The sequence below is a fragment of the Klebsiella sp. PCX genome (assembly GCF_021869705.1).
Taxonomy (GTDB): domain Bacteria; phylum Pseudomonadota; class Gammaproteobacteria; order Enterobacterales; family Enterobacteriaceae; genus Klebsiella; species Klebsiella quasipneumoniae.
Genome location: NZ_CP091527.1, coordinates 3,277,687 through 3,301,047, shown reverse-complemented (window position 1 = coordinate 3,301,047; position 23,361 = coordinate 3,277,687). Strand labels below are relative to the sequence as shown.

General features: G+C 52.7%; 17 protein-coding genes. All 17 read left to right on the top strand.

Annotation, left to right across the window (positions count from 1 at the left end; translation table 11 throughout):
- The first annotated feature begins 34 nt into the window (after positions 1-34).
- The 17 genes from GQR96_RS15725 to GQR96_RS15645 all read left to right on the top strand — a co-directional run bounded on the left by GQR96_RS15725 (position 35) and on the right by GQR96_RS15645 (position 23,075).
- Positions 35-361, top strand: a complete 327-nt coding sequence (locus tag GQR96_RS15725; RefSeq protein WP_075647422.1) for a DUF2190 family protein — start codon at positions 35-37, stop codon at positions 359-361.
- A 25-nt stretch (positions 362-386) separates the two neighbouring features.
- Entirely contained in the window at positions 387-629 is a 243-nt protein-coding gene (locus tag GQR96_RS15720; RefSeq protein ID WP_232586069.1) for a DNA breaking-rejoining protein, read from the top strand.
- 3 nt (positions 630-632) lie between these two features.
- The gene (locus tag GQR96_RS15715) at positions 633-1,211 is read left to right on the top strand and encodes a phage tail protein (protein ID WP_075647424.1); all 579 of its coding nucleotides are present in this window, start codon (positions 633-635) and stop codon (positions 1,209-1,211) included.
- The gene (locus GQR96_RS15710) at positions 1,208-1,609 is read left to right on the top strand and encodes a phage minor tail U family protein (RefSeq protein ID WP_016530350.1); all 402 of its coding nucleotides are present in this window, start codon (positions 1,208-1,210) and stop codon (positions 1,607-1,609) included. Before GQR96_RS15715 ends, GQR96_RS15710 begins: the two co-directional genes overlap by 4 nt.
- A gap of 8 nt (positions 1,610-1,617) precedes the next feature.
- The gene (locus GQR96_RS15705; protein WP_020315046.1) at positions 1,618-2,361 is read left to right on the top strand and encodes a phage tail protein; all 744 of its coding nucleotides are present in this window, start codon (positions 1,618-1,620) and stop codon (positions 2,359-2,361) included.
- A 10-nt stretch (positions 2,362-2,371) separates the two neighbouring features.
- Entirely contained in the window at positions 2,372-2,800 is a 429-nt protein-coding gene (locus GQR96_RS15700) for a phage tail assembly chaperone G (RefSeq protein ID WP_074186499.1), read from the top strand.
- 62 nt (positions 2,801-2,862) lie between these two features.
- On the top strand, positions 2,863-3,135 hold the full coding sequence (locus tag GQR96_RS15695; protein WP_048324899.1) for a phage tail assembly protein T: 273 nt from the start codon (positions 2,863-2,865) through the stop codon (positions 3,133-3,135).
- On the top strand, positions 3,119-6,265 hold the full coding sequence (locus tag GQR96_RS15690; protein WP_102040317.1) for a phage tail tape measure protein: 3,147 nt from the start codon (positions 3,119-3,121) through the stop codon (positions 6,263-6,265). The genes GQR96_RS15695 and GQR96_RS15690 overlap by 17 nt, the downstream gene beginning before the upstream one ends.
- A gap of 50 nt (positions 6,266-6,315) precedes the next feature.
- A complete protein-coding gene (locus tag GQR96_RS15685; protein WP_020315047.1) occupies positions 6,316-6,663 on the top strand; it encodes a phage tail protein in 348 nt (115 codons plus the stop codon).
- Positions 6,660-7,415, top strand: a complete 756-nt coding sequence (locus GQR96_RS15680; RefSeq protein ID WP_102040318.1) for a phage minor tail protein L — start codon at positions 6,660-6,662, stop codon at positions 7,413-7,415. The genes GQR96_RS15685 and GQR96_RS15680 overlap by 4 nt, the downstream gene beginning before the upstream one ends.
- Before the next feature lies 1 nt (position 7,416).
- Positions 7,417-8,127 carry a C40 family peptidase gene (locus GQR96_RS15675; protein WP_064149692.1) on the top strand — a complete coding sequence of 237 codons (711 nt, stop codon included), beginning with the start codon at positions 7,417-7,419 and terminating at the stop codon, positions 8,125-8,127.
- A 42-nt stretch (positions 8,128-8,169) separates the two neighbouring features.
- On the top strand, positions 8,170-8,583 hold the full coding sequence (locus GQR96_RS15670) for a hypothetical protein (protein ID WP_074186500.1): 414 nt from the start codon (positions 8,170-8,172) through the stop codon (positions 8,581-8,583).
- Between the two features lie 47 nt (positions 8,584-8,630).
- Positions 8,631-9,221: a tail assembly protein gene (locus GQR96_RS15665; RefSeq protein WP_102040319.1), complete on the top strand. Its 591-nt coding sequence runs from the start codon at positions 8,631-8,633 to the stop codon at positions 9,219-9,221.
- A 64-nt stretch (positions 9,222-9,285) separates the two neighbouring features.
- The gene (locus GQR96_RS15660) at positions 9,286-19,278 is read left to right on the top strand and encodes a TipJ family phage tail tip protein (protein ID WP_225557331.1); all 9,993 of its coding nucleotides are present in this window, start codon (positions 9,286-9,288) and stop codon (positions 19,276-19,278) included.
- A 31-nt stretch (positions 19,279-19,309) separates the two neighbouring features.
- A complete protein-coding gene (locus GQR96_RS15655; RefSeq protein WP_102040320.1) occupies positions 19,310-20,566 on the top strand; it encodes a tail fiber domain-containing protein in 1,257 nt (418 codons plus the stop codon).
- A gap of 72 nt (positions 20,567-20,638) precedes the next feature.
- Positions 20,639-20,869, top strand: a complete 231-nt coding sequence (locus GQR96_RS15650) for a DNA polymerase V (RefSeq protein WP_072040506.1) — start codon at positions 20,639-20,641, stop codon at positions 20,867-20,869.
- Between the two features lie 334 nt (positions 20,870-21,203).
- Positions 21,204-23,075 (top strand): NACHT domain-containing protein, encoded by a 1,872-nt coding sequence (locus GQR96_RS15645; protein ID WP_102040321.1) that lies wholly within the window; start codon positions 21,204-21,206, stop codon positions 23,073-23,075.
- The last annotated feature ends 286 nt before the right edge of the window (positions 23,076-23,361 follow it).

The window sequence follows — 23,361 nt, the reverse complement described above, 5'->3', positions numbered from 1 at the left end:
TGAAATCAGCCCTGCGGGGCTGCCAGGAGATGTTATGGCTAAAAACTTTGTGCAGGAAGGAAAGACGATTCATCTGGTTAATGCCGGACAGGAACCGATTCTGAGTGGGGCAGCTGTTGTTGTCGGTGAGCTGATTGCTATCGCGATCACTGATATCCCCGGCGGCGATACTGGCGATGGTCTTACTGAAGGGGTATTCCAGCTGCCGAAGCTGCCCGCTGATGAAATTGAAGCGGGAAAGAAGGTGTATTTCAAGGCGGGCAAGGTACAGCTGGAAGCAACAGACGCAGTTTTTGCTGGGGTTGCCTGGGAAGATGCGGGCGCAAACAGTACCGTCATTGACGTCAAGATCAATGCCTAACCCTTTCGACAAGATGGCGGCCCGGATGGATGCCGCCACCCTCAAAAAAATGGGCAGGGAAGCGGTCATTAACGGCATAAGCGTTGACGTCGTGCCTGCTGAGTTGCTGGAGGAGATGGGCGTACTTTCCGGTGCCGCCACGGTGCTGGTCGTGTTTGCTGCTGGTTATCGGCCAGCCAGAAACGATGCCGTGGAATATGACGGTAAAGACTGGATCGTTACTCGCTATCAGCTTTTTAACGGGAAGCCTCAAATCTGGCTGGAGTGAATCATGTCTCTGAAAGGTCTTGAGCGTGCTATCCAGAATCTGAACAGTCTGAGCCGACTGATGGTACCGACGGCTACCGCGCAGGCGCTTAACCGGGTTGCCGGGCGGACGATTACGCAAGGTAGCCGCAAGGTGGCGAAAGAGGCAACGGTTGGTGATAACCGCAAAAAAGGGTTACCGGTGAGGCTGGTCCGGCAGCGGTCACGTCTTAAGCGCGCGAAACCTGATCGTCTGGTGGCAGCCATTCGTATTAACAGAGGGAACCTGCCTGCAATCAAACTGGGTGCTGCACGGGTGCAGCTTTCGAGGCGAAAAGGCGAAAAACGCGGGCGCGGGAGCGTGCTTCGTGTTGGACCGTACATTTTCAAAAATGCATTTATCCAGCAGCTTGCGAACGGGCGGTGGCAGGTGATGCACCGTCTGGGCAAATCCCGCTATCCGATTGATGTTGTAAAAGTTCCTCTCGAAACCCCGTTAACCCAAAACTTCACCACTATATCAAAGCAGCTTATCGACAGTGACATGCCGAAGGAGCTGTCGTCCGCGCTGAAAAATCAACTGAGGATCCACCTGAAGCGATGAGCAAACACACCGCTATTCGTCTTGCTGTTCTGGACCAGTTAAAGACGTCCATTCCGGACCGCGTGACATGGTTTGACGGACGCCCTGTCTTTCTGGAAGAGCAGGATCTACCGGCGCTCGCAGTCTATCTGACGGATGCCGAATACACGGGAGAAAGCCTGGATGAGGATAGCTGGCAAGCAGTCCTTCATATCGAGGTATTTCTGAAATCCACCACGCCGGATAGCGCGCTGGATGCGTGGATGGAAGAGAAGGTGTATCCGGCCCTCGAAACTATTCCGGCGCTATTCCCCTTAATCGAAACGATGATCCCCATGGGCTACGACTACCAGCGTGATGACGAAATGGCCACCTGGGGATCGGTCGATCTGACCTATACCCTCACTTATTTTAGATAAGGAATTTTATGGCAACTCCTAATCCAATGGCCCCGGTAAAAGGGGCCGGTACCACGCTCTGGCTGTATACCGGAACGGGAAATCCCTACGCTAACCCGCTTTCAGATGCTGACTGGCAACGCCTGGCGAAAATTAAGGAACTGACGCCGGGCGAAATGACGGCGGAGTCCTACGATGACACCTACCTTGACGATGACGACGCAGACTGGACCGCGACTGCACAGGGGGCAAAATCGGCAGGTGATACATCATTAACGCTGGCCTGGAAACCGGGTGAAGAAGGGCAAAAGTCGCTGGTGGCCTGGTTTGTCGACGGCGATGTGCGGGCCTACAAAATTAAATACCCGAATGGCACCGTGGATGTGTTCAAAGGCTGGTGCAGTAGCCTGGGTAAAGCCATCCCCGCGAAGGAAGTGATCACGCGTACCGCCAAAATCACCAATACCGGGAAACCGGAACTGGCGGAAGAAAGCGGCAACCCGCCGATCGCAGTGACCGGGATCAAACTCGATAAGGCAACGGCCAGCGTGGCAGTTGGCGCCACCACAACGCTAAACGTCACCTTCCTGCCTGCCAGCGCGTCGGAACAGTCTTTCCGTGCGGCGACCTCGGATAGCACGAAGGCGACCGTGGCCGTGAGTGGCAAATCTCTGATTGTTACCGGCGTGGCGGCTGGCGCGGCCGACATTATTGTCATGAGCAATGACGGTAATTTTGTGGCGACCTGCAAAACCACCGTGACGGCGTCCTGAGGATAAAGGCATGAGCATGTTTTTGAAGAAAGACGAATTTACCCATAACGGCGCTACGGTGACGATCACCGAATTGTCGGCACTGCAGCGCATTACTTATCTCGAATATCTGGCCGCAGAAGAAAAAGCCTTATCCGCCATTTCTGATGACGTGGATGACCAGACAATGTCCGCCGGGCTGGTCAGCATGAGTATTCGCGCAGGCGCGCGCCTGATTGCGCTCTCGCTCTGGCATAACGATCCGAAGGGGCCTTCTGAAGAGGAACTCCACCAGCAGGTGATGAGTACCTGGCCGGCGGAAGCGATTGGCAAAGCGGAAATGCAGATCAAGCTGCTCTCCGGCATGCTGGCGCCGGTTGCCGAAGAAGAGCAATCCACGGATGAAGATATTGATACCACCGCGCTGGGGGATGAACCTGTTACAGCGGAAAAGCCCTAGCCAGCGAGCTTGATTTTGTCCTGAAGCTGGCGCGTGAGTTCGGGCGACCTGACTGGCGCGCCATGCTTGCTGGCATGACGTCCTCCGAGCTGGGCGACTGGCATCACTTTTACCGGGAGCGTTTTTTTCAGGACGCGCAGCTCGATGCCCACTTCTCCGGGCTGCTTTACACCATTTCAACCTTCTTATACCGGGATCCGGACATCACCCCTGCACACTTCAGCCTGCTGTCTCCCTCCGCTGAGGCTGCAGCGGATAATGTACAGGACGATGAAGCCATGATGCTGGCCGCGGAGGGAATTACAGGAGGCACCAGATATGGCCCAGCAGATTAGCGACCTTGTCATTAACCTGGATGTCGACAGCGCCACATTCACCGAACAGATTGCCAGGATTAAGGGGCAACTATCCGGTGTGGCGAATGAGTCGGAAAAAGTGCAGACGCGCATGCGCAGTGCGGCAGAGGCGCAAATCACCGCGCTGAAAACGACCAGCGATGCCGGTGCCGGCGCCGTGTCCGATATGCAGAGGCGACAGGCGGATGCCGCCGCCGGGCTTCAGAGCGAACTGCAGCGGGTCTCCAAATCGGTCGACGAGACTTACCAGCGCGTAACAGGGTTGAATCAGCGATATCGTGAGAACGACACGCAGGCAGAGGCACTGGCGCGGCGGCAGGATGCGCTTGCGGAGTCGTTCTTCAGGCAGATAGATGGTGTCAGAACACTCAACGGCGAAACACGAACGCTTGCCAGTATCCAGGAACAATTCCGTAAGGCACGCGCGCAGGGAAATATTACCCAGGGCGATTACCTTTCTCTGATCTCCCATACCACGGCCCGGCAGAAAGAGCTCCAGCAGGTTGAGGAAAAAGCGAACCTGGCTCGCGAAAAATTTCTTCGCCAGCTTAAGGCCCTGGTGGTCGAACAAAAACTATCTGGCACTGAGCTGCTGAGAATGAAAGCCGCGCAGGTAGGCGCCAGCGATGCTGCTGAAGTTTATATCTGCAAACTGGAAGCGGCAAAGGTCGCAACGCACAGCCTTGGTCTCGAGAGCGCCGGCGCACGTCGGGAGCTTGGTGTACTGGCTGGAGAGTTATTGCGGGGCAACTTCGGCGCGCTGCGTGGCTCCGGGATAACCCTGGCGAATCAGGCCGGGTGGCTCGAAAAAATGATGACGCTACGCGGACTGGGGATCGCCGGCGTGGTCGGTGGCATAGCGGCATCCGTCGTTCTGCTGGGAAAAGCGTGGTACGAGGGCGGGAAGGAAGCCGAGGAGTTTAACAAACAGCTCATTCTCACCGGGAACTATGCCGGTAAAACCTCGGGACAACTGCAGGCGCTGGCACGGAACATCTCAGGAAATGGAGTCACTCAGCACGCCGCGGCAGCCGTATTAGCGCAGGTTGTGGGAAGCGGGGCATTCGGTGGCGCCGACGTCGAACGGGTTGCCAATGTGGCGGCAAGGCTTCAACAGGCTACCGGCCAGGCGGTAAATGAAACCATTAACCAGTTTAAGCGGCTAAAAGAAGATCCGGTTAATGCGGTCGCAACGCTGAATGAATCTCTGCATTTTCTGACCGCAAGTCAGTTTGAGCAGATTTCAGCTGCTCAGGCAATGGGGGATTCGCAGCGCGCTGCCGAGCTTGCGATGCGCGCCTATTCCGACAGCGTTATCCAGCGTGCGAATGCGATAAAGGAAAATCTGGGGACACTGGAAACCGCGTGGAACTGGGTGAAAAATGCTGCCAGCGGCGCCTGGGATGCCATGATGGGTATTGGTCGGAATCCTGATACGGCCATGAAGCGGCAGGGGGCTTTTGCGGACTGGCAAGCTGCGGAAAAAGAACGCCGGGCGCTGGAAGCCAACTTAAAGGTCGATCCCAACTATTCCGGTAATAACCCCCTCATTAAGGCTGATGCAGAACGTTTGCGTATTGCCACTCAACGTGCTGAGTTGCTGAAACAAACTTATGATGAAGCCGACAAAGCATACGCTAAGGAAGGTTTAGCCGCGGCACGCGAGAAGCTGCGTAACGAACAACAACAGCAAGCCATCAGGAACCAGCAGCAGTTTAATCAACTTCTGGAAGCAGGCCTCAAGCCGGCAGAGAGACGGGCTCGCGCTCAGGCCGAATTTAATAAGCTTGTTGAGAAAAACAAGCAAGATGCGATCGATGGGATTGCGACCCGCTGGACAGCCAGCGATATAGAAAAAATTCGCGCAAGTATTGATGCGAAGTACAAAGACCCTAAAACGCCGAAAGGGAGGCAGTACACAACACCCGCGGGGAGTAAAGCAGAGGAAGGGGCTCAGGCCGAATTACTGACCCTGCAGGCTCAGTTGAAAACCCTCCAGCAGCATACAGACGTCAACGACGTGATCAGTAAGCAACGTCGGGATCTCTGGCAGGCAGAAAATCAGTATGCTGTTTTGCAGGAAGCGGCCGGCCGCCGCCAGCTCTCCGCCCAGGAAAAATCACTGCTGGCCCACAAAAACGAAACCCTGGAATACAAACGTCAGTTGGCAGATCTCGGTGATAAGGTCGCCCGGCAGCAGAAGCTGAATAATCTGGCAGATCAGGCCAATAAATTCGCTCAGCAGCAGAGTGCGATCCGGGCGGGGATCAAGGCTCAGGCCGACGGACTTTCTGGCAGGGAAGCGAACAGAAGAAGCACGCTTGAAAAGCTGAGTGAAACGTATGCTTTCAACCCTGATGCGCAGCGCAAGGTGCTGGAGGAACAGCAAGCCACCTATGAAGCCGAGGACGCATTGCGCGGTAACTGGCTGGCCGGCGCCAAACAGGGCTGGGCTGAGTATCAGGATTCTGCCACTAATGTATTTTCCTCTGTTCAACAAATTTCGCAGGCCACTTTTGGGGGGCTGGCAAATCAGCTGACATTGCTCAATACCACCGGCAAAGCGAGTTTTAAGGAATTCACCACATCCATTCTGAAGATGATCGCTCAGGTCATCGATCAGCTTATTGTGGCCTACACCTTTCAGGCTGCAATGGGGTGGATCAGCGGCGGGAGCAGTTCTTCAAATTCTGGTCAGTCTTTTGCCGTTCCTTTCTATCGTCCCTCTGGCTTTGATGGTGGCGGTTATACCGGGCATGGGGGGAAATACGAGCCCGCTGGGGTTGTCCACCGCGGCGAATTCGTTTTCAACAAGGAGGCAACCAGCCGCATCGGCGTTAGCAACCTTTACCGGATGATGCGCGGTTATGCCTCCGGCGGGTATGTCGGCAACGCTGCCAGTCCGGCGAGTGTGTCCTCTGGTGGTGTGATGGTCAACATGGGCGGCGTCTATATCAGTAGCAGCAACGAACAGCAGTCTACGCAGCGGTCAGCGATTGACAGTAACGGTATCCTCAAGCAACTGAAACCCGCCATTATTAGTGTCGTCAGTGAACAGGCCCAACGGCCCGGAACGCCACTCTGGAAGGCAATAAAAGAAGGGCGTTAATACCTGAAGCCGCTTTGCGGCCTTTTTACTGGCTGAGATAAAGGCTATTTATGACTATTGAAACATTTTCCTGGCGAATTCAGGCCGCCAGTCAGCCCGCAATAACGAGTAAGGATAATATTCGAAAGGCGCAATTTGGCGACGGCTATGCGCAGGTTTCAGGGGAGGGAATAAACCCGGAAACCTTAAATTATGCATTTTCATTTACCGGAGATCTGCAAACAGGCCTGGATATATATAAATTCCTGCGACGGCATAAAACAAAATCCTTTGCGTTTAAACCACCCTATGACGAGCTGGCGCTATGGCGGGTTCAGGCCGACAGCCTGCAAAAAGCCGTTCTGAATAACAGAGTCATGACAGTCACTGCAACATTTGAACAGGCATTCGTACCATGAGTCTTCACGCTGATTATCAGAAACTGGAGCCGGGAGATGAAGTCCGGCTTTTAGAAATTGATGGTAGTGCTTTTAACATGGGGGATGTTTTATATTTCCACGGATATAACATTCCCCATACTGAAGCGGAAATTTTAGCCGCTGGTGGCGATGAATCGAAATTGCCCGCTAAAAGTATCTGGTGGCAGGGAACCGAATATAAAGCGTGGCCGTGTGAATTAGAGGGGATCGAATCCTCGACTTCAGGAAGCGACGCGCAGCCGACACTGAGGGTGGGCAACATTGATGGTTCGATTTCCGCGTTGTGTTTGCATTATGACGATCTGGCGATGGCTCGGGTCATTATCCATGAGACACAAAAGCAGTATCTGGATGCGCGAAACTTCCCTGAAGGTAATGCCACAACGGACCCGACGCAGGAAAAACGTCATCTGTATTTTATCGACACCAAAAGTCTTGAAACCGATGAAACAGTGGAGTTCACGCTTTCCAGCCCGATGGACCTACAGGGGATGATGATTCCGACCCGGCAATATCATTCGGTTTGCACCTGGTGTATTCGCAATAAATACCGAAGTGGCGATGGCTGCGATTATACAGGGACAAAGTATTTCGACAAGAATAACAAGCCGGTTGATGACCCATCGAAAGACGTCTGCAACGGAACACTCACAGCCTGCAAACTGCGTTTTGGTGAGCATAACGAGTTGCCGTTTGGCGGATTTCCTGGCACGTCGCTGATAAGGAGCTGATATGCGCCAGAAAACGATTATGGCGATACAGGCCCATGCTGCCGCTGATTACCCGCGTGAGGCATGCGGCCTGATTGCCCAAAAGGGGCGAGTGGAGCGCTATTTCCCCTGCAGAAATATGGCCAGTGAGTCGAATGATAATTTTGTAATGGCGCCAGATGATTACGCAGCGGTAGAAGACTGGGGGACGATCATCGGCATTGTTCACAGCCATCCTGATGCGACCACTCAACCCAGTGAACTGGATAAGGCGCAGTGCGATGCCACTCTGCTCCCCTGGCATATTATCAGTTGGCCGGAAGGCGATCTGCGTACCATCCACCCACGCGGAGAGTTGCCCCTCCTTGAGCGTCCGTTCGTGCTTGGTCATTATGATTGCTGGGGCCTGGTGATGAGCTATTTTAGGCAAACCCACGGCATCGAGCTGCACGATTACCGCGTCGATTATCCGTGGTGGGAAAAGGAGTATTCGGACAATTTTTATCAGGACTGCTGGTATGAATGCGGGTTCCGGGAGTTTGATGGTCCGCCGCAACCGGGTGATATGGTGATCATGCAGGTGCAGGCGGATAAGTGGAACCATGCCGGGATTCTACTGGAAGGCAACATGCTGTTGCACCACCTTTATGGTCATCTCAGCAAGCGCGTGCCGTATGGTGGATACTGGTTAGACAGGACGATGAAAATCGTCCGATATCGTTCTCTGTGTTAATCTTTTGTGGATTTTTAACTATAAAGCAAAAGGGACACCGAGATGAAAAAAATTGCACTGGCGTTAGTGATCGTGGGAATTACAGGATGCGCGACTAAGCCTGTAACTAATGAGCAGGCAAAAAACATACCTTCTAAACAAATTTTAAATCCATCGCTTTTCACTAAAAAAGAAGGTACGGGCGAAGTCATCATAAAAAGAGATTCGGGCTTTATGGGAAGTGCTTGTATGACTCGAATTTATATTGATGGTAAAGAAATTGCTGATTTGGATACGGCGGAAAAAGCAGTTATTTATCCTGTAATAGGTACTCATATCTTCAGTGCCTGGCCTAAAGGAATGTGTGGTGGGGGTATGAGTGAACAATCAGGAGAAGTTACCGAAGGGAAAACGTTAATGTATCGTGTAGGTTATGGGACCAACGGTGATTTTGGTATATACCCTACAGCTTTTTAATTTTTTACCGGAAAAGCCGCCGTCAGGCGGTTTTTTTAAGAGAAAACATGAAAGAAGTCATGACGCGTATTGAACTAAGTGGAACGCTCGGTAAAAAGTTTGGGGAAACTCATCATCGCCTTATTTCATGCCCCCATGAAGCAGGAATAGCATTGGCGAGTACCATTCCTGGATTTGAAAAATTCATGATTACCAGCGAAGAGCGTGGACTAACCTATGCGGTATTTAAAGGAGAAAAAAACATAGGGGTAGACGACCTAGGATTTCCAATAGCAGGAGAGGTAATTCGGATTGTGCCTATAATTATTGGCAGCAAAAAAGCTGGTTTCCTTCAAACTATTTTAGGCGCGGTTATTGTCGCAGTTGGAGCCATAGCCTCTATCGGATTTGGCCAGGCATGGGGGGCTAATGTAATGATGGCAGGGGCAGCAATGTCGATAGGTGGTGTAGCTCAGATGCTTTCCCCTCAGCCTGGAGGGCTGGCACGAAAAGAATCCCCCGACAATAAAGCCAGCTATGCCTTTGGTAGCGTAACCAATACCGCCTCACAGGGTTATCCTGTTGGTTGGCTATATGGTAAGCGGCGAATTGGCGGGGCGATTATTTCCGCCGGTATCTATGTCGAAGACCAGCAATAAATAATTAGTAAGTTATACCATCCAATTCAGGCCACCTCGCGGTGGCTTTTTTTATGGACGTAATATGGCAAATAACATCATTAAAGGGCGCAAAGGTGGCAGTTCAAGCCAACGTACACCTACAGAACAGCCGGACGATTTACAGTCTGTAGCAAAAGCCAAAATTCTTATCGCATTGGGTGAGGGTGAATTTGCGGGTGGTTTAACCGGGAAAGATATTTATCTCGACGGTACTCCTCTTGAGAATGCCGATGGTTCTCAAAACTTCAGCGGAGTAGCCTGGGAGTTTCGTCCTGGCACGCAGGCGCAGAGTTATATTCAGGGTATTCCCGGTACCGAGAATGAAATTAGCGTAGGGACGGAAGTTTCCAGCCAGACCGCCTGGACCCACACGTTTACGAATACCCAGCTTTCTGCCGTTCGCGTCCGCCTGAAATGGCCCTCCCTGATGAAGCAGGAAGACGACGGCGATGTGGTGGGGAATACCGTTAAATACTCCATCGATTTACAGACGGATGGCGGAGCCTGGCAGACCGTACTCGAGACCGCCGTCTCCGGCAAAACTACTTCCGGGTATGAACGTAGCCACCGCATCGATTTACCGCAGGCAGGCAGCACCTGGACGCTGCGTCTTCGCAAGATATCGCCGGACGCGAACAGCGTGAAAATCGGCGACGTCATGACGCTGCAGAGCTACACCGAGGTTATTGACGCGAAGCTGCGTTACCCACACACCGCGCTGCTGTACATCGAATTCGACTCCAGCCAGTTCAATGGTTCCATCCCGCAAATCTCCTGCGAGCCGCGTGGGCGTGTTATCCGTGTCCCGGATAACTACAACCCGGAAACGCGCGAATATATCGGCACATGGACAGGGGGCTTCAAATGGGCATGGACTGATAACCCGGCATGGATTTATTACGACATTGTTGTCTCTGATCGTTTCGGTCTTGGCGATCGTCTGACCAGCGCGAATATCTCCAAATGGGCGCTCTACCCGATTGCGCAGTATTGTGATCAGTTAGTTCCCGATGGCAGGGGCGGCGATGGCATGGAGCCTCGTTATATCTGCAATGTCTATGTTCAGGAGCGTAACGACGCCTACACCGTACTGCGCGATTTCGCTGCTATTTTCCGGGGGATGACCTGCTGGAGTGGTGAGCAGATTATCGTTCAGGCCGATATGCCGCGTGATGTCGATTTCAACTATACGCGCGCAAATATTCTTGGTAGCCCGCGATATTCCAGTAGCACCAGTAAGGCCCGCTACACCAACGCGCTGGTTTCCTGGTCTGATCCGGATAACGCCTATGCCGATGCGATGGAGCCCGCATTTATCCCGGAACTGGTTTCCCGATACAGTTTTAACCAGCTGGAAGTCACGGCCATTGGTTGTACGCGGCAGAGTGAAGCCCATCGTAAAGGGTTGTGGGGGATCCTGACCAACAATAAGGACCGCATGGTCGAAATTGATGTCGGGCTGGACGGCAGGATCCCGCAGCCGGGTTACATCATTGGGCTGGGCGACGAACGGTTGGCCGGGCGAGTTAATGGTGGTCGTATCAGCGCGGTGAATGGACGCGTAATCACGCTTGATCGTGATATCGATGCAAAAGAGGGCGACCGCCTGCATCTGAACCTGCCATCGGGTATTTCGCAGGCACGGACCATTCAGTCGGTAAACGGTCGTCGGCAGGTGACGGTTACAACGGCATACAGTGAGGCACTAGAGGCGGAGTGCGTCTGGATCGTCGAATATACTGACCTGGTGCCGCAGCAGTACCGCGTCATTGGTGTAAAGGACAACAATAACGGCACGCTCACCATTACCGGCGTGGCACATGACCCGGATAAATTTCCCCGCATCGATACCGGCGCTATTATCGACCAGCGTCCGGTTAGCGTATTGCCGGCGGGCAACCAGTCACCTCCTGACGATATTGTCATCACATCCCGCTCGGTCGTAAATCAGGGGATCAGCGTCGAAACGATGCAGGTCAACTGGTCAGCGGTCAGCGGTGCGATTTCCTATGAGGCGCAGTGGCGACGAAATGAGGGAAACTGGATCAGCGTGCCACGTAACTCAACCACTTCGTTCGAGGTTAGCGGTATTTATGCCGGCCGCTATCTGGTGCGTGTCCGCGCGATCAATGCGGCGGAGATTTCGAGCGGCTGGGCGTATTCCGAAGAGAAGACCCTGACCGGGAAAGTTGGTGAACCGCTGCCGCCGCTGGCGTTAACGACGGCATCACTGACCGCGGGAATTGAGATCCGCTGGGAGTTCCCTGAGGGGGCGGAGGATACCCAGCGCACTGAGCTGCAGTACAGTCCTGATCAGGACGGTAAAGGCGCGCTGCCGCTGACCGATTTAGCGTATCCTGGTAAAAAGTACCAGCAGATGGGGCTGAAGATTGCCACACAGTTCTGGTATCGCGCACGCCTGATCGACCGCCTCGGTAATGCCTCGCCATGGACCGGCTGGGTGCATGGAATGTCCAGCGATAACGTCGATGACTATTACCAGCAACTCGATGATGCGATTAAAGACACGGATACCTACGAAGAGCTAACTGGCGGTATTAAAGAGGTTTCAGACAGCGCGCAGGCTGCTAAGGATGCCGCACAGGCTGCACAGGTGACTGCTGACGGCGCTGTAGCAACCAACAAGCAGCAACAGCAGCAGCTGAACGACCAGCTTGCTGATATCCGGCAGAACGCGAAGGACATCACCGATGCTGCGAACGCTGGCGCCGCTAACGCCGGGGCTATTGCTCAGGAGATCCTCGATCGTAAGGCTGGCGATATAGCCACCGCCAATAAGGCGGCCAGTGACGTCGCGGACGCTATCGCCAAAGCTGAGACTGACGATGCAGCGGTTGCGGCGCAGGCTGCGGCCAATCTGCTGACGGCGAAGAACGAAGTTGAAGCGCAGATCAGCACCACGAACACCACGATGCAGGACGGTTTCGACAGCCTGGCGCAGCAGATGGCCTCCATCTCCGCTGGCACTGGCGAGCAGTTCGACAGTATCGCGATCTGGTACTTCGACAACGGTCCTGAAGGCTGGGCATCGAACGACAACAACACCAACCTGTTGCCGGTCGATCAAGACGGCTGGATCTACCCGGCTGGCGCAACGTCAACGATGCGCTCACCGAACCCGCTGGCGATCGATGCGCGCAGCTACAAGTACATGCGGCTTCGCATGAAGCGCACAGGCAATCCTGCATGGGCTGGCAAACTGTACTGGATCGGAGCTGAGGAAACAGGCTGGACTGACGCCCGTTCACTGACCATCCCGGCACCTGACTTTGACCCGGCAACCGGCGTGACTGTTCTATCGCTTCCCGATCTGCTGTGGGCGACATCCGGCACCCTGCGCCGCCTGCGTCTGGACTTTTCTACCAACCAGGATGCCAATAACTACTACGCCGTTGACTGGTTGGCAGTAGGCCGTCCGACACCTGGCGCTTCGCAGGCGCAGATACAGGATCTCAAGACTGCCATGACCGCTGCGGATTCTGCAGAGGCTGCGGAACGTAACACGCTGGCTGTTCAGCTACGCGGCAACTATGAGGGAACCGACCCGGCGAAGCTGGTAACTGGCATCATTTACAACGAGCGCCAGACACGCGTTACCGCAGAACAGGCGATCGCCAGCGACGTCAACACCCTGCGCACCGACTACAACGCGAACAAGGCGGTAGTAACCCAGCGCCTCGACACGCTGACCAGTGAGAATCAGGCGCAGGCGCAGGCACTCACCCAACTGCAAAGCGGTCTGACCGACGCGAACGGCAGGATCACGGCGAACGCCACCGCCATCACCCAGCTCAAGACTGATGTGACAAACATTGACGGGCGCGTGACGGCGAACAGCCAGCTTATCACCGGGCTTGAGAGCACGCTGAACGGCGACGCTATCGCACTGGCCGCTAACCCGAATAACCTCCTGACGAACACCGGCTTCGAGCGCAAAACGGCAGCGTGGACTGGCTTTAACGCCTATTCCGACGTGTACGCAGCACAGGTGCCTAAATCCGGCTCTATGATCCTTCGCGGGAAGGCTGGCGGCATTGCCTCCATCGGCCAGAACGTCGCCAACGTTCAGAAAGGGCGAACCTATCGCTACGGTGGCTGGGTCAAGCGCTCCGGCGACATGGCGATGAGTCCGAACACCACCGGGAATAACAAGTTCCGGTTAGGCAACGCTGATACTGGTACCGGCCCGCTGTCCGAACTCCTGTACAACGCCACCAACGTCGGCACTAACTGGACGCTGTTCACCAAGGACTTCACCGCTTCCAGCGACATGACGATTTTGTATAGCGTCAACTGGATCCTCACCGCTGGTGAAATCTACTTCGACGACGTCTTTTTCATCGACGTGACAGAAGAAATCAGGAATAACGCCAACGCCAGCGCGATCACCGGGCTGACTACCCGCGTCACCGCCGCAGAGGGTGCCATCACCACCAACAGCCAGGCGATCACCCAGCTCAAAGGCGACGTGAGCACCTTGCAGGGTCAGATGGCGACCAAAGCCGAAGCGAGCGCATTGCAGCAGCTGGCAACCACTGTTACCCAGCAGGGGAATACGCTGGCGTCGCAGGGGCAGGCTATCACCGATTTGCAGAACACTGCGCAGAACGGGAAAGCGAAGTACTGGCTGACCAAGGTCTTCGACATCAAGGTGAGCGGTAGCGGGTACATCCCGAAACTGTCCGACCTGTCTGGCGTTCCGCCGCTGGCCGTGTCTGAGATGGCCGACGCTGCAAAACTGGACTTCCTGACTTACGGCGACTACAAAATCGCGTATGCGAAGTCGCTGGTGTATGTCGCAGCTGACAAGACTATCGCAATTGCTCCTGGCTCACGCATCGTGGACGACACCGCGCGCCTGTACATCAACGGGGCAGAGGTAGCCACCTTCGGTGCTGGGACTATCACCTATAGTTTGGTGCTCAAGAAGGGCTGGAACACGCTGGAATTTGTGGTTGCACAGATCACCGGCCAGTTCTTTATCAACTTCGGGCTCAAACTCTCCGACAACGTTGATCAGCTGTTCAGTGGTGCCGGTCAGCTGGCGGCTGCATCCGCATCGCAGATCCTCTCTTCTCAGGTTGAGCAGACCTCCGGGAAGGTTGACGCGAACAGCGCCGCGATTGTCACGCTGAACAACTCAGTGCAGGACATCAACACCGCGCTGAACAACAAGGCCGATGCGAACGCGTTGCAGTCACTGACCACCCGTGTCACCTCTGCCGAAGGGAAGATCACCGCGCAGGGTAACGCCATAACCCAGCTGACCAGCGACTTGTCGACGGCGAACGGGAAGATCACCGCGAACTCCACGGCGATCACGAACCTGACCACCCGCGTCACCACCGCAGAAGGGAAGATTGATTCACAGGCTGAGTCCATCACTACAATCAACTCCTCTCTCAAGGGGGGGCTGACTCAGGCCGCGAACCTCATCCCGAACCCGACGGTAGACCCGGCATACCCGCAAATGGGGATGACCGTAGTTTCCACTGCATCCGAAGGCGTTCCGGGGGGATGCCCTTACGCGTGGGCGATCAAGTGTCAGTACCGCGATCACGTGCCGGTGATGAATAACATCCCGTGCCGTGAAGGTCAGGTGTTTGAGCTGTCTGTACTGGCTGCATGTGGCACCGGCACCGCGCCGTTCCAGCACTACATCGGGACAGCGTCTAGCGTGGCCTCTGGTATCGGCTCACCGCAGGCGAATGGCGGCCAGATCTCCGCAGCAACCGGCGCACAGTGGACGCGCACCACCTGGCGCTTCAAGGCTAACGCCACGCATGCGGCGAAGGGTTATTTCCGACCGTTCCTGCAAATCGCGCAGACTGGCCCGGACTTCGGCTCTGTCTGGTACGCCACTGACTGGAGCGTTCGGGACGTCACCGCAGCAGCGACCGCAGAAGGCAAGGCAGACGCCAATGCCACAGCGATCACCCAGCTGACCACCCGTATCACCACGGCGGAAGGCTCGATCACGTCTCAGGGCCAGGCCATCACGAAACTGACCAGCGACCTCAACACGCTGACCGGCATCGTCAACACTAAAGCCGACGCTGCGGCGCTGATTGCGCTCACCACCCGGGTCACGACTGCCGAAGGCAAGATTGATTCTCAAGGGACGGCCATTACCCAGCTTACCAACAGCATCATCAACACCGAGTCGGCCATGGATGCCCAAGGCAAGATCCCGGGGAACCTGCTGGCAAACGCCTCGTTTGAACGCGGACAGGTTGCTTTTGATGGGTGGTCGGATCTAGCAGATGTTATTGATGCCACTAACCCGCATTCTGGAGGGAAAATCCTTAGAATGAATGCTGGCGCTGGCGTCAAAATCGGCCAAAGCATTGAGGTTACACAAGGCCGCCGTTACCGCTTCGGGGTGTTCGCAAGACAGAACGCAGGAACCGAGATTCAAGATCCTGCTAACACTAAATTCCGCATTGCTGACGGTTCAGATAACCTGCTGGCCGGTGTCAATTACGGGCCGTTTACCAATATGTGGCAACACGTATCCATGGACTGGACAGCGTCAAAAAACACCGTCGCAAAATTCCAGCTTACTGCGTTTCTTAAAACCGGCGTGATGTACTTTGACGACGTCTATGTGGTCGATATCACCAACGAGACGAACATTAAAGGGAACGCCGACGCGATCACCTCGCTGAACACGAAGGTAACGCAGCAGGGCAACGACATTACGTCGCAGAGCAACGCGATCACCAACCTTACTAACAGCCTCAAGACTAAGCAGTATTCGAACAGCAACCCATGGGTGGACGGGTCGTTTGAATCATACGCAGATGGGCAGACCATCGGCGGGGCCAATGCTGCCGTAACCACTGAATACGCGTTCAGCGGTTCGAAGTCGCTTAAGTGTCGCCGTGCTGACGGTGAAACCGGCAACTCTGATAAGCAGTTCGGCTATGAAACCACCATCCGCGAAAACGCCGTTTATCGCTATGAGTGCTGGGCAATGATGCCGGAAGGCGAGACGCCGCCGGATGGCTGGGGCTGTAACGTCGGGATGATCGTTCGCACCGCAGCAGGCACCGCAGCATGGCCGACAGCTTTTGCCATCAATGAGGCAGCGCTGACCGCTGGCGGCGGACGTGGTAAATGGGTCAAGTTCTCCGGCAAGCTGGCGATTGACGGCAAGCAGAAGACTCGCGGCCGTCTGTGGATCTCCACTCGCGGCACCGCTGGCGGCCCGGGGTATCGTCTGTACATCGACGATCTGGTGATCACCGACGTTACCGACGCGCACGCAGCGCAGACCACCGCCGACGCGAACTCTTCGGCCATCTCCGGCTTGACCAGCCGCGTGAGCACGGCGGAAGGCAAGATCACCGCACAAGCTGACTCGATCACCAAGCTAACCGGCGAAATCAACACCATTAACGGCACGTTGAGCCAGAAGGCCGACGCCAGCGCGGTAAACGCGTTGCAGTCCCGCGTTACCACCGCAGAAGGCAAGATCGAGAGCCAGGGTACAGCCATCACCCAGCTTACGAATGGGCTTGAGGCGTATCGCCGCACCGGTGAAAACCTCGTTCAGAACTTCGACTTCCTGCAAGGCGACACCGCCTACAACGTGCAGAACGCCAGCAAGGTGACTTTCGGCGACTATGGCGACGGCAAGGTGGGCGTGCGCATGGTTCGCACCGACGGCAACTCGCCTGGCATCTTCGCCAACAACAAGAAGCCGATCCCGCAGAACGGGCAGCGCCGCTACCGCTATGTCGTGCGCGCTAAGGGTGTAAGCGGGGCTATGAACCTGCTAATGCGTCGCTGGAACTATAACGGCAGCGTAGAAGGCTCTTATGCAGATAAGAACTTTACTCTTACGACCAGCTGGCAGACTCTGACATGGGAAACCGATCTCAGCCAGGCGACAGGCGTTGATGGGGCGGCTTTTGGTCTCTATTGCCACCCTACAAACGCGGAGATCTGGATCGACTCCTTCAAGGTTTACGACATTACCGAAGAAGTGACGATCAAGGCGAACAGCGACGCGCTAAACACGCTGACCAGCACCGTGACGCAGAACGGGAAAGATATCACAGCGCAGGCGAACGCTCTCACGCAGCTGAAATCCAGCTTGACGAATGACGCAGTAGCACTGGCTACTAATCCCAACAACATGGTTGCAAACTCTGGTTTTGAGCGTGGCACTGATAACTGGAGTGGCTTTAACGCTTACGCGGATATCTATGCGGCTCAATCGCCGAGAACTGGCGCATATATTATGCGCGGGCTTCCTGGCGGTAACGCGGCCGTGTCTCAGGTCATCCTCGGGATCAAGAAAGGCCGCACCTACCGTTACGGCGGATACATGCGCCGCGATTCAAATACGACCATCGGAAACCAAGGTAATAACAAGTTCAGGATCGGCAATGCCGACACCGGCACTGGCCCGATTCATCAGGTCGAATACTCGCAAAGTAACGTAGGGACAAGCTGGACTCTCATTACTGGCGATTGGGTGCCAGCAAGCGATCAAAACATCACTTTCAGCATTAACGTGCTTTTGACTGCCGGTAACTTCTACTTTGACGACATTTTCTTTGTGGACGTCACCGACGAAATCAACAACGCAGCGAACGCGACGGCCATCACCAACCTAACGACTCGCGTTACGTCGGCGGAAGGCAAGATCACGTCGCAGGGTACGGCGATCACTCAACTTACCGCAGACCTCAGCACTGCGAACGGGAAGATCACGGCGAACGCCAACGCCATCACCAGCTTGCAGTCGACAGTTACCCAGCAGGGCAACACCCTGACCACTCAGGGGCAGGCCATCACCAAGCTGAACAGCGACCTTTCCGACCTGTCCGGTGTGGTCGACACGAAGGCCAGTGCGTCAGCCGTATCTCAGCTGACTACCCGCGTTACCAACGCGGAAGGGAAGATCACCGCCAACTCCACGGCGCTGAATAGCATCACTTCCCGCGTTGACGATGCCGAGTCGGCGATTGACGGCCTGAACGAGACGACAGCGGCGAACGGGCTGGCGATGGCTAACGGCTTCCAGCAACTGCGCGCGCAAATCGGTGACAACCAGGCGGCCATCACGCAGACGAACAAGGCAGTGGTGGATCTTGAGTCTGCAACGGCGCAGCAGATCGACACGATCAACGCGTCAATGGATGGCATGAGCGCCACCGTACAGCAGACCTCAACGGCGGTTGCGGATATCAACGGCAAGCTGTCGGCGCAGTGGGGCGTAAAAGTTCAGACTGACACCGGCGGCGGCAACCCGCGCATCGCTGGTATTCAGCTTGGGATCGACGCAAGCGGATCATCTCAGTTCCTGGTTATGGCCGACACCTTCGCCGTGTACACCGGCGGGACGAACAAAACTTACCCGTTCGTGGTTCAGAACGGCGTGGCGTACATGCAGGAAGCGCTGATCCGCGACGGTTCGATCACCAACGCGAAGATCGGCAACGAGATCAAGTCTAACAACTTCGTGGATGGCTCGCAGGGCTGGCGCATCGGCAAAGACGGCAGCTCGCAGTTCAATAATGTGATCGTGCGCGGCAGGGTTGAGGCGAATAGCGGTGTTTTCAAGGGAACGGTGCAAGCTGACGCTTTTATAGGTGATATTGCAGTGGCGAAGGGCTATGACAGCCTGACGCTTCGCCGCAACCAGACCGTGCAGCGTAACGGAGCTTATCAGAATCGCGGTTACAGCATGACTGTCGTACTCGCATGTACGCTGGTTTGTGAGACATACGGCAACGGTAACAATCAGCTCGGGTACACCATTGACGTTACTTTCAACATCGGCGGCCAGCAGGTTACGCGACGCATTTACGTAGACGCCGGGAACATTGTTCTTGGTACTACGGCCTATGAGCTTCGCTTCGCTGCACGCCTTGATGCGGATAACAACAAGGTTAGCTTCTTCATCAAAGCCAGCGGTCGTGATGCAGTGACCGACTACACCGTGTCGGTTGAGAATATCACCGCCACGGCTTTCCGCACCGATAGCAACTCATTCAGCTAATGGAGGCGGCCCCTTCGGGGGCCGATATTAAATGGCAACAATTAGCGACCAACTCGCGGCGGACATTCACAACGCTTTCAGCAAATACTACACAGACCTAGCCAATCAGGATCAGATCTTTTTCGGCGTTGGTGACGTGACAATCACGAAGCAGGACGGCACCACCGCGACCGTGCGATCTTGGAACAAGGTGATTGGCTCACTGGATACCGCAGCACAGCGCGGAGCAGAGAACAACTTCACCGCCGTTCAGACGTTCAGTGCAGGGATGAAGGTTAACGGGAATATTAACTGTACTGCTGACAACGCAATGATCTACCTGGGCAAGAACTCAGATCTTGCGCTGCTGAAAAAGAGTGGTCAGGGCGGGACTATTGCCGTGGGCAGCGGGACGCCGTTTAGGATCCAGCGCACGAACACAGCGACCGTTTCGCCATCATCGACGGTAGAGGACATTCTCGTTATTGGCACGAACAAGCAGGTCACGCTGGCTGGGCCTCTTGCTGCTGGTGGCAGCATTGACAATACATCGAAAGGGAAACTTCTCACGCAGGCAATTGAGCTGTCTATGTCGACACCTTACATTGACTTCCACTACAACAACAGCACTGCGGACTATACCGCGCGCCTCATCCACGACAGGCAGAACCGCCTGAACGCGCAGGTGCAAAGCTTTTGGGTAACGGACGGAAGGATCACTGCATCATCGACCATGCCAGCCAACCCATCCATCGGAACACAACTGACCTCCAACCCGGTACGCTCGTTGATGGCCGGGCGTGGGGCATATGGTGACGTAGACGGCGCTTACGTTCAGATGTACATGGAAGAGCAGGTCGGCAATGAGCATCGCCTGGTGTTGTACGCGGATGGTTTCGGACGCACTGACGCATGGATTTTTCGGGCTGGTGGCACCATCTCCACCGGGAAAGGTGACGTCATGACCACTGGATCAGACGTGCGGCTGAAAGAGGGTTTTACGGAAGCTCCTCAAAATGCGCTGCAGCGCGTTGGAAGGTTAGGGGTGTGCGAGTATCAGATGAAAGGAGAAAACCGGCGACGCAGGGGATTTATCGCGCAGCAGGCTGACACCGTGGACACAACTTACACCTTCATGGGATGTGAACAGGAGATCGATGGGGAAAAGTTTCAGGTAATGAACGTGGACTATGTAGCCATCATTGCTGATCTTGTTTCGTCAGTGCAGGAGCTTAGAAAGCAGCTTTCTGATTTAATGGAAATGAATAAACAAATTAATTGTCACAGTACCGGTGCGCTTAATCAATAGCTATAAAAAGCATTGATCAAATTTCTGAAAAATAATACTGTGCATAAATATAGTTATTGTGAGAGTGAAATTATGCCGCGGAACTCAGATTTCGAAAAGGCCTGGCGTCACGCAATAGTTATTGAGCCAAATGGTCGCCGTGCAGTGACAACCTCCGGGTTTATTCGTGAATTCGCAAAAGTTAACTGGATATGGTCACCTCGCCAAGCTAACGAGTGGATAGAGCATTATGTGACGGCCTTCCGTGATGTCTCAACGCAGGAAGGCGATGAGCGAACGTTCCAGCTATACAACCCGGACTGAGGGGTGTAACCGCGTTTGTTCCGTGTTCAGCATCATTCTATGTAGAGGGGGCCTAACTTTCGATAAACTCTTTTACTCCGGTCTTATCACACGGATTGTTCAACAGATAGAAAATGGATATTTTATCGTGGAATTCTCAGTAAACAAAGAAAGCATGTACCGCACTAATTTAACAGGGCAGCAGAAATGAATTTGTAAAAATTACGGAGAAAGTGCTTGTGCCAAGATATGGTAAGGTGTTGGACGATGTGGCAGTTGCAAATATTTTTCAATAATAGGTTTAAATTCTCCCATGATTCATGTATGGTAAAAAAAATATTGATGAGAAAAAAACATGGACCCATTACTTAATCAAATAGTTATTAGTGGTACAGGCGAAGCGGTAAAAGTCATGACCGAGAAACTCCTCTCTTCTAGATGGCTTAAAGGGACAGAGGAGGCCATTGGGATAATTGAACAATTAGACCAACCTGAAATAAGGTCTAAATATATAGAGAAACATGTGTCTAATGCGCTACGCATGAGAACGCTCCACCAACGAGAACATGATATCTTGCTTGATGATATCTACTTCCCGTTAACAATTGTAAACGTATCAAATAAAGATGAATTCATAGTTGACAATGAGTGCATCATAACACACTCACGGATTTTAAATATTATTGGTATCGCAGGCCAAGGTAAAAGCACCATACTAAGAAAGTTATTTCAAAATGAAATTAGATTAAATAACAGAATCCCTTTTTTTATAGAGTTAAGAAGAATTGAAAAAGGGACATTGATAGAATATTTTAAATCAACACTTGAGTCACTCGGTGTTGATATAAATCGTACCAACAATCATGTTGAATTGCTTCTACAATCCGGAAAGATTGTTTTAATGCTTGATGGGTTCGATGAAGTAAAAGCTAACTCAAGGTACGAAATGCTTTCTCAGATAACAGAGTTGAATATACGATATAATTGCCCCGTTATAGTTACAAGCCGTCCAGAAACTGAAGTGTGCAGAGAGACATCCATTAGTAACCTATTAGTTAAAGAGTTGGACGAGGAAAGTCAACTAGGAATATTAAAAGTATTATCAAATCAATCTGAATTTGTTGAATTATCAAGTGTAATTAGAGACAACCCACAACTCAAAGAAACTCTCAAAACACCCATCTTGATAAACCTTTTATATGTATGCTATCCATATTGGGATGAGTTACCCAGTAACGTTGTTGAGTTTTATAACAAGCTTTACATTACACTTTATCTTAAACATGATAGGATGAAATCTTGGGCTCGTGAACGTAAATCAACGCTTAACACAGATGATTCGCTATGGTGTTTTTCTGCCTTGTGCTATTTTTCGATGAGAGATGAAGTTTTTGAATTTGACACATTATCACTTACCAAATATGCGAAAAAATCCTTAAGCGCTGCTAGTTTCGATGTAAAACAATACGAAGCGTTTGTAGATGATATCATTAATATTACTTGTTTAATTCAGCAGGATGGTTTAGACCGGTATGTATTTCTCCATAAGTCAGTACAGGAATATCATGCCGCTTATACAATAAGCAACCTTCCCAAAGAAATAAAAAAACAATTTTACGATTCGATTACAGAAAACTTATTGTCTAATGATAAATTCGATAATGTTTTGACTTTTTTACATTACATAGATAAAGATGCCTTCCAGAAATATATATCCATCGAATATTTCGAAAGGTTAGGCCTGGCGGCTATTGCAGAAGCTGAACTGAATAAAGTGTGCGATTTTATTATTAGTAAAATAAAAAAAATGTGCCTATATGCTGAGAAAACAGAAAACGAGAAAGTTACATGGCAATTGGTTGCGTTAATCTCTTCAGAGATTGGAGTTGACCTCTTGCCACTGATGAGAGGAGGGCAGCGCCTACATGATGAATTTTTAGATGAATCGATACTCGAAGCCGCGGCTGGAAGTTTTCATATTTCTGAACTCGAAAAGTATGAATATTCCTATGTTGTTAATCCGATAACCAAAAAAAATTCTATAACTCAGTTTAGAGTAAATCTTGCCAGTTTCATGATAGCAAATAATTTACTTTTAGATGTCGCTGAAAGATTAAAGAAAGTTACATCTGAATACTATCATTGTGTTTACGCCCCATTAATTGAAGAGAGGAAAAAGAAGGCTCATGCATTATATAAAGAATTTGAAATAAAGCGCGAGCCCTGAATAAAAGCTACTCTCAAAGGATTTTAGGCAGGATAAATTGGCGCAGCTCATTATTCTGCCTTTTGATTATATGTATTAATTGCTAATTTATTATCCTGTGATTAATGTTATAACCTTGCATTCATATTTATTGCGTCTAGATCCATTGGTAAGTACAACTTGGGTTTTTGTTATGTTCGCTATTGCCACTTTGCGGACAGCTTACTGATTGAAATGTCCGCATGGAGCGGACATTGATATTATTAGAACTTGGATTATCTACAAATTAGACTTATAGGTATTTCTG

Bases quoted from the DNA above. Each gene is read 5' to 3' on its own strand.
- GQR96_RS15700 (WP_074186499.1), top strand. From the start codon at position 2,372: ATGAGCATGTTTTTGAAGAAAGACGAATTTACCCATAACGGCGCTACG.
- GQR96_RS15680 (WP_102040318.1), top strand. From the start codon at position 6,660: ATGAGTCTTCACGCTGATTATCAGAAACTGGAGCCGGGAGATGAAGTC.
- GQR96_RS15715 (WP_075647424.1), top strand. From the start codon at position 633: ATGTCTCTGAAAGGTCTTGAGCGTGCTATCCAGAATCTGAACAGTCTG.
- GQR96_RS15650 (WP_072040506.1), top strand. From the start codon at position 20,639: ATGCCGCGGAACTCAGATTTCGAAAAGGCCTGGCGTCACGCAATAGTT.
- GQR96_RS15675 (WP_064149692.1), top strand. From the start codon at position 7,417: ATGCGCCAGAAAACGATTATGGCGATACAGGCCCATGCTGCCGCTGAT.
- GQR96_RS15695 (WP_048324899.1), top strand. From the start codon at position 2,863: ATGCTTGCTGGCATGACGTCCTCCGAGCTGGGCGACTGGCATCACTTT.
- GQR96_RS15655 (WP_102040320.1), top strand. From the start codon at position 19,310: ATGGCAACAATTAGCGACCAACTCGCGGCGGACATTCACAACGCTTTC.
- GQR96_RS15670 (WP_074186500.1), top strand. From the start codon at position 8,170: ATGAAAAAAATTGCACTGGCGTTAGTGATCGTGGGAATTACAGGATGC.
- GQR96_RS15705 (WP_020315046.1), top strand. From the start codon at position 1,618: ATGGCAACTCCTAATCCAATGGCCCCGGTAAAAGGGGCCGGTACCACG.
- GQR96_RS15645 (WP_102040321.1), top strand. From the start codon at position 21,204: ATGGACCCATTACTTAATCAAATAGTTATTAGTGGTACAGGCGAAGCG.
- GQR96_RS15690 (WP_102040317.1), top strand. From the start codon at position 3,119: ATGGCCCAGCAGATTAGCGACCTTGTCATTAACCTGGATGTCGACAGC.
- GQR96_RS15720 (WP_232586069.1), top strand. From the start codon at position 387: ATGGATGCCGCCACCCTCAAAAAAATGGGCAGGGAAGCGGTCATTAAC.
- GQR96_RS15725 (WP_075647422.1), top strand. From the start codon at position 35: ATGGCTAAAAACTTTGTGCAGGAAGGAAAGACGATTCATCTGGTTAAT.
- GQR96_RS15665 (WP_102040319.1), top strand. From the start codon at position 8,631: ATGAAAGAAGTCATGACGCGTATTGAACTAAGTGGAACGCTCGGTAAA.
- GQR96_RS15660 (WP_225557331.1), top strand. From the start codon at position 9,286: ATGGCAAATAACATCATTAAAGGGCGCAAAGGTGGCAGTTCAAGCCAA.
- GQR96_RS15710 (WP_016530350.1), top strand. From the start codon at position 1,208: ATGAGCAAACACACCGCTATTCGTCTTGCTGTTCTGGACCAGTTAAAG.
- GQR96_RS15685 (WP_020315047.1), top strand. From the start codon at position 6,316: ATGACTATTGAAACATTTTCCTGGCGAATTCAGGCCGCCAGTCAGCCC.